Annotated in this window: 10 protein-coding genes, 1 tRNA gene and 1 pseudogene; 9 read left to right on the top strand and 3 right to left on the bottom strand. The window is 57.7% G+C overall.

The genetic code is table 11. From position 1 onward, the window contains the following. Positions 1-44 precede the first annotated feature (44 nt). Both desA and HX807_RS25705 read left to right on the top strand, forming a co-directional pair. A complete protein-coding gene (gene desA / locus HX807_RS25700) occupies positions 45-1229 on the top strand; it encodes a delta-9 fatty acid desaturase DesA (protein WP_087693634.1) in 1185 nt (394 codons plus the stop codon). 427 nt (positions 1230-1656) lie between these two features. Further along, positions 1657-2655 (top strand): sensor domain-containing diguanylate cyclase, encoded by a 999-nt coding sequence (locus tag HX807_RS25705; protein WP_003218149.1) that lies wholly within the window; start codon positions 1657-1659, stop codon positions 2653-2655. Between the two features lie 120 nt (positions 2656-2775). Here the strand turns inward: HX807_RS25705 and HX807_RS25710 are convergent, their stop codons facing one another. The 3 genes from HX807_RS25710 to gabD all read right to left on the bottom strand — a co-directional run bounded on the left by HX807_RS25710 (position 2776) and on the right by gabD (position 7023). Continuing rightward, a complete protein-coding gene (locus HX807_RS25710) occupies positions 2776-3984 on the bottom strand; it encodes an HDOD domain-containing protein (protein WP_003218151.1) in 1209 nt (402 codons plus the stop codon). Positions 3985-4121: 137 nt separating this feature from the next. Further along, positions 4122-5399, bottom strand: coding sequence for a 4-aminobutyrate--2-oxoglutarate transaminase (gene gabT, locus HX807_RS25715; RefSeq protein WP_087693631.1), 1278 nt, complete (start codon positions 5397-5399; stop codon positions 4122-4124). Between the two features lie 181 nt (positions 5400-5580). Continuing rightward, a complete protein-coding gene (gene gabD, locus HX807_RS25720) occupies positions 5581-7023 on the bottom strand; it encodes an NADP-dependent succinate-semialdehyde dehydrogenase (protein WP_003218155.1) in 1443 nt (480 codons plus the stop codon). Positions 7024-7418: 395 nt separating this feature from the next. On the opposite strand from gabD, the gene HX807_RS25725 reads away from it, so the two are divergent. From HX807_RS25725 to HX807_RS25750, 7 genes and pseudogenes are all read left to right on the top strand, one after another. Continuing rightward, a tRNA-Arg gene (locus HX807_RS25725) sits at positions 7419-7495 on the top strand. A 137-nt stretch (positions 7496-7632) separates the two neighbouring features. Then, positions 7633-7875: pseudogene (locus tag HX807_RS31795) on the top strand (DUF927 domain-containing protein); the annotation flags it as partial. Positions 7876-7997: 122 nt separating this feature from the next. Continuing rightward, the gene (locus HX807_RS31800) at positions 7998-8555 is read left to right on the top strand and encodes a DUF927 domain-containing protein (RefSeq protein ID WP_256349587.1); all 558 of its coding nucleotides are present in this window, start codon (positions 7998-8000) and stop codon (positions 8553-8555) included. A 114-nt stretch (positions 8556-8669) separates the two neighbouring features. Continuing rightward, the gene (locus HX807_RS31550; protein WP_218174111.1) at positions 8670-9290 is read left to right on the top strand and encodes a hypothetical protein; all 621 of its coding nucleotides are present in this window, start codon (positions 8670-8672) and stop codon (positions 9288-9290) included. Positions 9291-9388: 98 nt separating this feature from the next. Beyond that, positions 9389-10231, top strand: coding sequence for a chromosome segregation protein SMC (locus HX807_RS25740; RefSeq protein ID WP_177051498.1), 843 nt, complete (start codon positions 9389-9391; stop codon positions 10229-10231). A 63-nt stretch (positions 10232-10294) separates the two neighbouring features. Beyond that, positions 10295-10504: a hypothetical protein gene (locus HX807_RS25745; protein WP_256349588.1), complete on the top strand. Its 210-nt coding sequence runs from the start codon at positions 10295-10297 to the stop codon at positions 10502-10504. Between the two features lie 300 nt (positions 10505-10804). After that, complete coding sequence (locus HX807_RS25750) at positions 10805-13003, top strand: hypothetical protein (protein ID WP_218174112.1); 2199 nt, start codon at positions 10805-10807, stop codon at positions 13001-13003. The last annotated feature ends 116 nt before the right edge of the window (positions 13004-13119 follow it).

The following is a 13119-nucleotide window of genomic DNA, read 5'->3' on the forward strand; positions in this document are numbered from 1 at the left end:
AATGCGCAAGCTGGTTTTTTCTTTATCTGAGGGCCATACAGCCTATGTGGTACAACGGTTTTCTTGACTTGTCGGCCTGGCAACTGGTGGCAGTCACTCTGTTGATGACCCACGTGACCATTGTCGGGGTCACGGTCTATCTGCACCGCTATTCAGCCCACCGCTCCCTGGAGCTCAATGCTGGCCTGAAACACTTCTTCCGCTTCTGGCTGTGGCTCACCACGGCGCAGAACACCCGCGAGTGGACCGCTATCCACCGCAAACACCACGCCAAGTGCGAAACCGTCGACGATCCCCACAGCCCGGTGATCAAGGGCCTGTCCACCGTGCTGCGCAAAGGCGCCGAGCTGTATCGCGCCGAAGCCGAGAACCCCGAGACCCTGCGCATCTACGGCAAGAACTGCCCGGAAGACTGGATCGAGCGCAAGCTCTACACCCCGTACCCGCTGCTGGGCGTGGCGATCATGGGCGTGATCGACCTGCTGCTGTTCGGCACCATCGGCATCACCATCTGGGCCATCCAGATGATGTGGATCCCGTTCTGGGCTGCCGGCGTAATCAACGGCCTGGGTCATGCCATCGGCTACCGCAACTTCGAATGCCGCGATGCGGCCACCAACCTGATTCCCTGGGGCATCATCGTGGGTGGCGAAGAGCTGCATAACAACCACCATACCTACCCCAACTCCGCCAAGCTGTCGGTGAAGAAGTGGGAGTTCGACCTGGGCTGGGCCTGGATCAAAGTGTTCAGCTTCCTGCGCCTGGCCAAGGTGCAACGGGTCGCGCCGATCGCCCACCGGGTCGAAGGCAAGGGCAGCCTGGACATGGACACCGCGATGGCGATCCTCAACAACCGCTTCCAGATCATGGCCCAGTACCGCAAGTTGGTGATTGGCCCGCTGGTCAAGCAGGAACTGGAAAAGGTCGATCACTCGGTGCGCCACCAATTCCATCGCGCCAAGCGCCTGCTGTCGCGGGAGACCAGCCTGCTGGATGACCGCCACCATGTGCGCATCCAGAGCATGCTGGAACACAGCCAGGCCTTGAAAGTGATCTACGAGAAGCGCCTGGCGCTGCAACAGATCTGGCTGAAAACCAGCACCAACGGCCACGACATGCTGGCGGCGATCAAGGAATGGGTGCACGAGGCCGAGGCCAGCGGGATTCAATCCCTGCGGGACTTTGCCCATCAGCTGAAGACCTATTCGCTGCGGCCTGCCGCGGCCTGATACGGCTGTAGCGAGCCGATTTTTTGTGGCAAGGGAGCTTGCTGTGGGGAGTGGGCTCGCTGCGGCAAGGAAGCTCGCTGTAGCAAGGGAGCTCCTGTGGCGAGGGAGCTTGCTCCCGCTGGAGTGCGCAGCGCTCCCAAGATTTTGGGGCCGCTACGCAGCCCAGCGGGAGCAAGCTCCCTCGCCACAACAAGCTCCCTCCCCATAGCAGCTCCTTCCCCATAGCAGCTCCTTCCCCACAGCAAGCCCCTCCCCCCAACAAACTCGCTCCTACATGTTTCTGGCGCCATTTCTTGGTCGCCTCTAATCGGCGCTGATAACGGAACTTCGCAGCAAATTCCCCCTCTCAATCAACACTTCGCCATCCCGGCGGCCCTTGTTGTGACCGCTGCCCAACCCCGCGGCCTGCCCAGAGAGAGTTGTGCCGATGGTCCACGAAAAGACCTTCACCGACACCCCCGTCCTCGAACACCCACGACCGGCAGCCGCCGCTACGTTGCTGGCCCTGATGCATGCCCAGGGCGAAGTGGAACGGCTGAGTGAACGCGAGCAACTGCTGAGTTCGCTGTTGGTCAGTGTGAATGCCGTGCTCTGGGCAATCGAGTGGGACACTCGCCGCGTGCTGTACGTCAGCCCGGCCTATGAGCGGGTTTTCGGACGTACGGCGGGCATGTTGTTGACCGACTATCGGGAATGGCGCAACAGCATCCACCCCGAAGACCTCGACTACGCCGAGCACAGCCTGGCCCAGGTGCTGCACAGCGGCGCCGTGGAAGACCGCGAGTACCGCATCATCACCGCCGACGGGCAGATCCGCTGGCTCAGCGACAAGTGTTACATCAACCAGCAGGCCGAGCCCGGCCAGCCGGTGATCGTGGTAGGCATAGCCGAAGACATCACCGAAAAGAAGCAGCTGGAACTCGAGCTGCACCGCCTGGCCACCACCGATGTGCTGACCCGCAGCAGCAACCGCCGGCATTTCTTCGAGTGCGCCCACCACGAGTTTGAACGCGCCTGCCTGCAAGGCACGCCCCTGGCGTTCCTGTTGCTGGACATCGATGACTTCAAGGTGGTGAACGACACCTACGGCCACCTGGAAGGCGATCAGGTGTTGCAGCGTATCGCCGAGAGCGGTCGGGGAGTTCTGCGCCGTGGCGACCTGTTCGGGCGCATTGGCGGCGAAGAATTCGCCGCCATACTGCCCGGTTGTGCCCCGGAGATGGCAATGCAGGTGGCCGAACGCCTGGGGCACGAGATTGCGCAGCTGAGTTTCAGCCACGACGGTGAGAGCTTCGCGGTCACCGTCAGCCAGGGCCTGGCCAGCCTGACCGCCGAGGACGCCAATGTGGACAGCCTGTTTGCCCGCGCTGACGCGGCCATGTACGAGGCCAAGCGCCAGGGCAAAAACCGCGTGCTCCCCGGCTGACGCCACACGATGACCTGTGGGAGCCGGGCTTGCCCGCGATGCAGGCACCTCGGCGTGTTGGTTGTACCGGGATGATGCTATCGCAGGCAAGCCAGCTCCCACACTGGCACGCATCGCCTGCTAGGTTTTGCGCATACGCGTCAATTCCGGCAAACCCACCTTGAGCAAGCGTGCCGTCTTGCCTTTCGCCAATGCCTCGACGCCTTCATGCTCGGTCAGCCGCGCCAGTTGCGCCGCCAGGTTCATCACCAGCGCTTCGCGGGAATACACCCCGCCCTCCAGCGAATAAATCGCCGCGATCAACTGGCGCAACTCCAGCGGCAGGCGCCAGCGTGTGCGCAGTGCCGAACCATAGGCCGCGCCGAAGGTGTAGAGGGACTCGCCAATCGCTTCATCATCCAGTTCGCCACCGCCCAGCAGCCAGTCTTGCAGGCACCGCAGCAAGGCCAGGTCGCCAAGGCGATGGAGGATCCCGGCGCTGTAGCAGCGCTCGTGATCCAGGTCGAGCATGCGCGCCAGGCTGCGGGCGTAGTCGGCGGTACGCTGGGACAGCTGCCAATGACGCTCGGCGTAATCCACAAGGCTCGGGTCGCTCAGTACCACGTTGTGCTTGAGGGCGAGCCCCAGGATCAGGTTCATGCTCTGCCCCGCCGCCAGCTTGTGCAGGGCCATGCCCAGGGTCTGTACCGGCGAACCGTGATGGCCGGCGCTGTTGGCGGCGGCGATCAACACGGCAGTAATCTGCGGGTCCATGCGCACCTGCTCTTCCAGGCGCTTGAGGTCCAGGCCCTCCGGCTCCAGGCTATGTTGCACCGCAGCCTGCACGTCGACCCGCAGCGGCGCGCCGTCGGAGGCTTCCCGGCGGCGCTCCAGAAACACCGGCAAGGTCATGCCCGGCGCCAGGGCCGGGACTTCGCAATACACCGTCTCACCTTCGTTCAGCAGCAAGTCCTGCAGGCGCTGGGTCAGGCTTTCCATGTTCAGGGGTTTGGTCAGGTACGCGGTCGGTGCCAGGGGCAAGGCTTCGCGCACACTGGCGCTGTCGTTGCGGGTACTCAGCAGGATAAACGGCAACAGCGGCGTACGCCGTTGCAGGCGCACGCTGCGCAGCAGGCTCAGGCCATCGACGCCGGGCAGCTCCCAATCGGCAATGATCAGGTCATAGGGTTTGTCACGCAGCAACTCGGTGGCCCGCTGGCCATCGGCACACACATCCAGCCGTGCGTCACAGCGCACATTCAGCAACACCTGCTTGAGCAGATCTCGGGACCAAGGGTCGGCCTCGGCAATCAACACACGGGGTACAGCCGGTAAATCAACAGCAGTCATCCAGCACGCTCCATCGGCAATACCAGCACCTTAGACAAAGGAGCCGCCTGCGTACAATGAACAACGGCTGAATACCGTTCATCGGGCACAAAAAAACCCGCCTAAGCGGGTTTTTTGTCGATCAGGTCAACTTTTGATCACAGCTCGGAGAAGCACTCTTCGATGATCGCCAGGCCTTTGTCCAACTGCTCGTCCGGCGAAGTCAGCGGAACCAGCACGCGCAACACGTTGCCGTAGGTGCCGCAGGACAGCAGGATCAAGCCCTTGTCACGCGCCTTGGCCACCACGGAAGCGACAGCAGCGGCGTTCGGCTTGTGGCTGTCGCCATTTTCGAACAGCTCGACCGCAATCATCGCGCCCAGGGCACGCACTTCGCCGATCACCGGGTACTTGGCCTGGATAGCTTTCAGACCGGTCACCAGGCGCTCGCCCACAGCCTTGCAGCGGTCCAGCAGGTGCTCTTCTTCGAACACTTCCATCACGGCCAGGGCCGCGGCGCAAGCGATCGGGCTGCCAGCGTAAGTGCCGCCCAGGCCACCTGGCGCAATGGCGTCCATGTATTCAGCCTTGCCGCATACACCGGCCAGCGGGAAGCCGCCTGCGATGGATTTGGCGAAGGTGGTCAGGTCGGCGGCAACGCCCATCTGTTCCATGGCGAAGAAAGTACCGGTACGGCCGGCACCGGTTTGCACTTCGTCGGCGATCAGCAGGATGCCGTGCTTGTCGCACAGTTCGCGCAGGCGCTTCATGAAGGATTTAGGCGCGACGTAGAAACCGCCTTCGCCCTGCACCGGCTCGATGATGATGGCAGCGATATCACGCGGCTCGGCATCGTTCTTGAAGATGCGTTCGATGCTGGCGATGGAGTCGTCATCGCTCACACCGTGCAGTTCGTTCGGGAACAGCGCGCGGAACACGCCGCCTGGCATCAGGCCCATGCCGGCCGAGTACGGCACGACTTTGCCGGTGAGGCCCAGGGTCATCATGGTGCGACCGTGGTAGGCGCCGGTGAACGCGATCACGCCGGCACGGCCAGTGGCGGCGCGGGCGATCTTCACGGCGTTCTCTACCGCTTCGGAACCGGTGGTGACCAGCAGGGTTTTCTTGGCGAAATCACCCGGCACCTTGGCGTTAACTTTTTCGCACAGCTCAACGTACGGCTCGTAAGCCAGTACCTGGAAGCAGGTGTGAGTCAGCTTGTTCAGCTGTTCGGTCACGGCGGCGATGATTTTTGGGTGCACGTGGCCGGTGTTCAGCACGGCGATACCGCCGGCGAAGTCGATGAACTCGCGACCTTCAACGTCGGTCACGGTGGCGTTCTTCGCCGACTCGGCGAAGATCGGGTGAATCTGGCCAACACCGCGTGGTACAGCGGCTTCGCGGCGTTTCATCAGGGATGCGTTGGTCTTGCTCATAAAGTCCTCATTCGCCACTCATCGGGTGGCGTGGTCCAAGGAATACGTGGCGGGGAGGCAACTACGGCAGCATGCGATGATCGACTGCCACAGCTTTCCCGGCCACTACGAATAACGGGTGAAACACGCAAAGGGACAGCGCTCTCGTGCCCTTTGCGTTTGCAACAATGCCTTGCCGGGCTTAGATGCCCAGGCAGAGGTATTTGATTTCCAGGTAATCCTCGATCCCGTACTTGGAGCCTTCACGGCCCAGGCCCGAAGCCTTGATGCCGCCGAACGGCGCCACTTCGTTGGAGATCAACCCGGTGTTGACGCCGACCATGCCGTATTCCAGGGCTTCAGCCACACGGAACACACGCCCCAGGTCGCGGGCATAAAAGTAGGAAGCCAGGCCGAACTCGGTGTCGTTGGACATCGCGATCACTTCGGCTTCGTCTTTGAAGCGGAACAGCGGCGCCAGTGGGCCGAAGGTTTCTTCCTTGGCCACGGCAGCATCTTTCGGCACGTTGACCAGGATGGTCGGCTCGAAGAAGTTGCCTTCCATCACCTTGCCGCCAGCCAACAGGGTCGCGCCTTTGCTCAGGGCATCAGCGATGTGCTCCTGAACCTTGGCCACGGCCTTCTCGTCGATCAGCGGGCCGGTGGTGGTACCTTCTTCCAGACCGTTGCCGATCTTCAGCTTGGCCACTGCCACTTTCAGTTTCTCGGCGAACGCGTCGTACACCGAATCCTGGATGTACAGGCGGTTGGCGCAGACGCAGGTCTGGCCGTTGTTGCGGTACTTGGAAATGATCGCGCCTTCGACGGCCTTATCCAGGTCTGCATCGTCGAACACGATAAACGGCGCGTTGCCGCCCAGTTCCAGGGAAACCTTCTTGATGTCCTTGGCGCATTCGGCCATCAGCTGGCGACCGATTTCGGTGGAGCCGGTGAAGGACAACTTACGCACGATCGGGTTGCTGGTCAGCTCGCTGCCGATATCGCCGGCGCTGCCGGAGACCACGCTGAACACGCCTTTCGGAATGCCGGCACGCTGGGCCAGTTCAGCCAGGGCGAACGCGGAGAATGGGGTTTGCGACGCAGGCTTGAGCACCATGGTGCAACCGGCAGCCAGGGCCGGGCCGGCTTTACGGGTGATCATCGCGGCCGGGAAGTTCCACGGCGTGATGGCAGCGGTAACGCCGATTGGTTGCTTGATCACGATCAGGCGCTTGTCCGGCTGGTGGCCGGGAATCACATCACCGTAGACGCGCTTGGCTTCTTCGGCGAACCACTCGATGAACGAAGCGGCGTAAACGATTTCGCCCTTGGCTTCGGCCAGCGGCTTGCCTTGTTCCAGGGTCATCAGGCGAGCCAGGTCATCCTGGTTCTCGATGATCAGCTCGAACCAGCGGCGCAGCTTGTTGGCGCGGTCCTTGGCGGTGAGTGCACGCCAGGCCGGCAGGGCCTTGTCAGCTGCTTCAATGGCGCGACGGGTTTCGGCGGCGCCCATTTTTGGCACGGTACCGAGGATTTCGCCGGTAGCGGGGTTGTTGACCTTGATCGTTTGACCGTTGTCCGCATCGACCCAAGCGCCATCAATGAAGGCTTGCTGGCGGAACAACTGGGTGTCTTTGAGCTGCATGTCGGCTTTCCTTAACAGCACCGCGCACGCGCGGAGCGAATTAGAGTTGTTGAAAGGCGCCTTGAGGGCTGCCGTCAGGGAAATCATTCACTGGGCGCAAGCACGTAAATGGCGCACGAAAGGACAAATGTGCGGTTCAGCACCCAGGCAGGAGCGTTTGAAATCTCAAACGAATCCTAGGATCAATGGGGGTGCAGGGCAATAGTCTGTTCGAAAAAAAGAACGAAAACGGCGCATTTGCTCCATTTTTCTGATCAGCGTGTTGCAGGCGAGTTCAACCGTATTGCACCGAGACGCCCGGCACAGGGCGTCAGCAGCGCGTATTCCTACCAGCGGCCGGGCGAAAAGCGGCATGGACGCCCAAGGTCGACATGGGTATGATGTCGCCCGCACAAGCATCCGTAGCTCAGCTGGATAGAGTACTGCCCTCCGAAGGCAGGGGTCGTGGGTTCGAATCCCGCCGGGTGCACCATATAGCAGTCTCGGACTGTCTCAGACAGTCTACGGAACACCCCAAGAAGCCCGCCCTGTGCGGGCTTTCTTGTTTATGGCTATCCGTCCCTGTCTACCCCTGCAACTTCCCGCCGTGTATGCCTAAGTGTATGCGCCGTGTATTCGCCTCTCGAAATCATCGCCCGCACCCGCGACGACAAGGGCCATAACTGGGGTTTGTTGGTCGAATTCGACGACCCGGACGGCGCCAAAAAACGCTGGAACATTCCGGCCCGAACGATGACTGGTGACTTCGGCAAGGACGTAATTGGGCCACTGATCGACATGGGCTTACGCCTTGCCGGAAGTCGATCGGGGCGCAATGCCCGCAACGACCTGCAGAGTTATCTCGGCGGCTTCGATAGCGTCCAGCGCGCACGTTTGATAACGCGCTTGGGTTGGCACGATAGCGCCTTCCTTTTGCCCGAACAGCAATCGGTTCACATGCCGAACACCTGCATTTTTATGAAGCCGGTGCGCAGTTGCCACCGATCAGCGAGGCGGGCTCTCTGGAGCAATCAACAGCAAATCGGCGCACTGTGCGCTGGCAACCACCGCTTGGCATTTGTCGTCTCTGTGGCGTTTGCAGGACTCTGCTCAACCTATTCGGGCATGAGTCGGGCGGCTTCCATCTCTACGGTGACAGTTCCGGAGGCAAGACTACCCACTTGCAGGTCCCTGCCTCGGTTTATGTCGGGCCGCGTCTGGTGCGTTCGTGGCGCTCGACAGATAACGTCCTGGAGTCCATCGCCGCTGCACACTCAGACGGCCTCCTAGTGCTGGATGAAATCGGCATGTGCGACCCGCGCATTATCGGCGAGACGGTCTACATGCTCGGCAATGGCACCGGCAAGGCCCGGGCGAATGATCGGCCGACAGGTGCAGGAGTGGCGCTTGCTGTTTCTCTCGACCGGCGAGAAGACGTTGGCGCAGCACATGGTGGATGCAAACAAGGAGCTGAAAGCCGGCATGGAGGTGCGCATGCTCGCCGTGCCCGCGGATGCGAGCAAAGGCCTCGGCATGTTCGATGTACTGAATAGTTTTGAGGACGGCGCCGCCCTCTCCGATGCGCTCAAGGCCCGAGTAGCCAAATATTACGGCACGCCCCTCACCGCTTTCCTACACACACTGTGTGCGCCTGGGGAAATGCTCAGGTGGACAGTGATGTGCGCCGCACGGTGGAACAGTTCATCACCCAAAACCTACCAGCCTCGGCCAGTGGTCAGGCGCAGCGTGCCGCCCTTCGCTTCGGCCACGCCGCCGCCGGAGAGTTGGCTACCGCATTTGGTGTTACCGGCTGGCCGGATGGCACAGCCACGACCGCCGCTCGGGTGTGTCTGCATGCCTGGCTGGCCGAGCGCGGCGGCGCCGGAAACTTCGAGGGCGATGCGATCTTGGCGCGGCTGCGCCAGGTCATCGAGCGGTTTGGAGAAAGCCGCTTTACCCGCTGGGAATCCGCCGCCGCCAAGCTCGATGAACACGGGCCGCGCACGATTGATTGGTTGGGCTTTCGCAAGACGCTGGAACACGGCATGGGCGACGCCCTGCACACCACCAACACCTATTACGTACTGCCTGAAGCCTGGAGGACCGAGATCTTCAAAGGCATGAACATCAGTGCGGTGAACAAGGAGTTGCTGCAACGCGGCGTGCTTGAGCCGGGTAGTGACGGCAAGGCCTACAGCTTGATCCGTCTGCCCGGGTTAGGGCCCCAGCGCTGCTACGTGGTGAAGACCGTTCCAGGAACGGACGAAGGCGAGGCCAAGGCCGCCTGACGGCGAGCCTGCTGATCGAGATAGCGCCGGCTCATTACCGGCCTTGCCAGCCATTCGACAACCATCCCTATTAACCGCAGTACCCAGAGACAATACAGATGAACACTATCCAAGAATTGAAAGACCGCCGCGACCAAATGACCCTCGAAGTGGAGAGCATTAAGGGTGACCTGGCTCCCTTCGAAGAGGCGCTGGAAAGCCCGGAGGTTATCCAGCAGGGCCGTCAACGAGCCGTGCAGGATGAAATCAACGATCACAAAAGACGCATCGACTCGCGAAATCTGGAGATCAGCAACCTGAATCAAAAAATTCATCGCCTTGAGAGATTGGCAAACCGTGAGAGCTTGGCTGCGGGATATCTCAGCGATATGGCGAACTGGAAAGCCGACGAGATGGAACTCAACGAAAAGCGCAGCAGCATCGAGACCCGGTTGCAGCAGGTCCGCCAGAGCGATCAGGAAGACATGGCAAAAGCTCGACAAGCTGAAACGGACGCGGCCACCGCTTATGCACAGGCTGTCGCCTGGGGCGATGTAGAGGGCGAAAAAGCGGCTAACGCAGAAGCTCAAAAGGCAGCAAAAAACCTCACGGCTGCGGCTGAGCATCACCGCCGCCAACAACTGCTCATCTCCGCACTGGAGCAGGAGCTGGTGACGATTGATCTGCATATCACAGAGGCACAAAAGGAACGCACCGAGATCGAGAATAAAGCGGCTCACCTGGCGAACACTGTGCTGGAAGAACAGTGGAATGAGGCCGCCAAAACACTGCTGGAGACCGGCGGCAAGCTGTGGGCCGCACGCAACCTGATTAGTCGTGACCCGGTTGCACTGATGAAGCTGGATATCCCTGAACTGGGCGAGCACTTTGGAAGCTGGACCTGGCGAGAACTCGCGGCTCGCTCACACCAACACAGCCTGCTTGACCTGTTGGCGGCCTAACTCAAACCTTCCCCGAAGCAACCGGCGAGGGTCGGCTGCTTCGGGCCAACCATCGGTCTAAATATGAATGAACCACCACAGAACAGCGCTCAGATGCCGGATTACCTAAAGACCCGAAAGCTGCATTTGAACGGAATAATTGCCGGCATGGCGGGCGTGAAAAAGCTCAACGCAAGGGCAAACACTGACACTAGAGTTGAGACGCTCACGATTGGTGCAATCAAGGCAGAGCTTGCCTTCATTGACCTTCAACTCAAAAGAAAGGGCGACTGATAAAGAGGCGGAAGCTTAAGCTGCTTCCGCTTCGCTAGATCCTCCCACTAAAAACAAGGCTTCCGATTTTTCTGACTTCGGATCTGTAGCGGCTGCGGGCTTATGACCGCTTTCGGCCAGAGGCGAACGTTGGCAAGCGACCGCTACCGGCTTGCGGACTACGAAAGTACGTGTCGATTTAGACCGCCCTTGCGCTTCTCGATCGGGTGGGTCTTGGGACTTACCTGCTTAGCTTTTTCGACTAACTTTAGGCATCATTCCCGATAAATATAAATCTGCCTCACAAAAAGGAGCTTGATGATGCACCGTAATCGACTCAACTTCGCTTTAAAAGAAACCAAATCTTCGGACTGGGCGAGATTTGAGCAATTTGCCTCAGCATTTTTAAGCTCCGAGTATCCAGCAATAAGGACAATGGCTCACCCCTCAGGCGACGAAGGAAGGGACGCGGAACTTTTTTCTCCCGAGGGAGAAACCACAGTAATGCTTCAGTATTCAGTTGCAATGGCTTGGGACCAAAAGATTAAAGGTACAGCAAAAAAGATCAAAAAAAATTTTCCGCACGTTACTGATCTTATTTATGTAACAAATCAGGAGATAGGCGCCAAGGGAGACGAAGTAAAAAAAATACTTAGAAAAGATTATAAATTAAGACTAGATATTTTCGATAAAAACTATTTTCTAGATCGTTACGAAGGAGACGATCACAGAGAGACGGTGGCTGCGTCTTTCGCAAGAGATATAGCTGATCCAATACTTGAGAAGGACCAGGTTCTTGAGAGAAAGCCACAAAAGCTAAACCCCAACGAAAGTCGTGCGGCACTGGTTTTTCTTGAAATGCAATGGGAGGATGACAGTAGAGAAAAGGGGCTGACTAAGCTGGCATTTGATGGTTTGGTTAAAATGGCTTTGCGTAATACATCATCAAACGAGCTCATGCCAAGAGAAGAGATTCACAAATCCATCATTGAAACACTTGCCAACCAGGAGCAAAAAACAGTAATTGATGAAACCAATAAGTCTCTAAATAGACTGACTAAAAAAGTAATAAATCATCACACTATAAATGGGGCAGATTCTTTTTGTTTGAAATACGAGGAATATGAGCGACTACGTGAAAAGCTAGCAGAAAACGCTATTCAGGATCGAAAGCTTAAAGAAGAAATTAAAAAAATATTGCGCGCAATTATCCCGGCATCCGTGATCTCATCTGAAGACGTCGAGTTAGCACTTTGCGATATATGCATGTTAAGTATAGAAAAGTTTCTATTAAATCGGGGGGAATCTTTTGTCCACGCCATTAATAACGGACAGATGGATAAAATTGGTTTCGAAGGACTCGTCGAATTCACTAAAATTGTGCTCAACGATTACGATAAAACCCTGAGAACTGAAGCGCTGCTAAATTTGCTCGCTGCTGCCGTTGAGAGGGTCTTGTCAAGCCCATCAGACTCCATTAACCATCACATTAAAGGGCTCGCGGACTCCTATACCATGCTGGCGTTTCTCCGTGAAACTCCAGATGTGCAAGCTGCTGTGAAAAAAATATTTAGCGAGGGTGAGATTTGGCTAGACACCTCTGCAATACTTCCATTATTCGCCGAAGAGTTGTTGGATGAGGAAGATTGGCAATTCAAAAAATTGATAAAGGCGGCTCATTCTGCCGGCTTAAAATTAAAAGTTACTTCTGGGGTCATTGAAGAAGTAGAGCGCCACATGAATCGTAGCATCGCTTGCTCTCTTAACATTGGCACAAACAATTGGAACGGCTCCTACCCATATCTTTTTTCATTCTATATTGCTAGTGGCGCGGCGCCGTCAGCATTCAACTCTTGGGTTTCAAAATTTAGAGGGGCGGCGCGCCCTGAAGATGACGTGGCTGACTATATAAATGAATTCTTCCAGATTGCAATGGATGATATATCTGAAGAAGTTGAAAGCGTGGACGCAGCGTATCGAATCGCCGTCAAGGAAGAATGGATAAGAATTCATGAGGGACGGCGTACTAATTCAAACTCTGACAACATGTTAGCTCTGCGACTTGCGGAGCATGACACCGAAAACTTTGTTGGCGTGATCTCCAGGAGACGCCAGAAAAGCGATATTGCGTTTGGCTACACCAGTTGGTGGCTAACCTTGGATCAAATGGCATTCAGCATCAGTAGTAAGGTCAACTCAAATTATGGAGGAAGGCCTCAGCCTTCTCCGGTGATGAGTGCAGATTTCTTATCAAATTATCTGTCTTTCGGTCCTACCAGAAATCGCGTATCTAAAGACTCGAATGCAGGCCTTCCAATAGCCTTAGATCCGGCGCTTGTCAGTTATATATCACCCGAGCTAGTGCAAATAGCCGATTCTGTCAGAGCGAGCTCTGCTGGCTTAGATGAGCATATAATTAGAAGGAGAGTACGTGATGCTTTGGATTCAGCTCGTCGACGTATTGGTAAAATCACTCAAAACGGGTTGAGCCTTGGCCTTGCTGTGGGAGACGCAAGCTAACTTTACGCAGCATTCGGCGGCTCGCGTAGCTCTTCGAAGCCATTTTAGGCAGAAACAGGAGCCGCACCTTGTAAAGTAGAGATCTCCAAGCCGACCGTCCTACGCGTTAGCGGTCG

Origin of the sequence: Pseudomonas sp. D8002 (genome assembly GCF_013385695.1) — a bacterium.
GTDB lineage: Bacteria > Pseudomonadota > Gammaproteobacteria > Pseudomonadales > Pseudomonadaceae > Aquipseudomonas.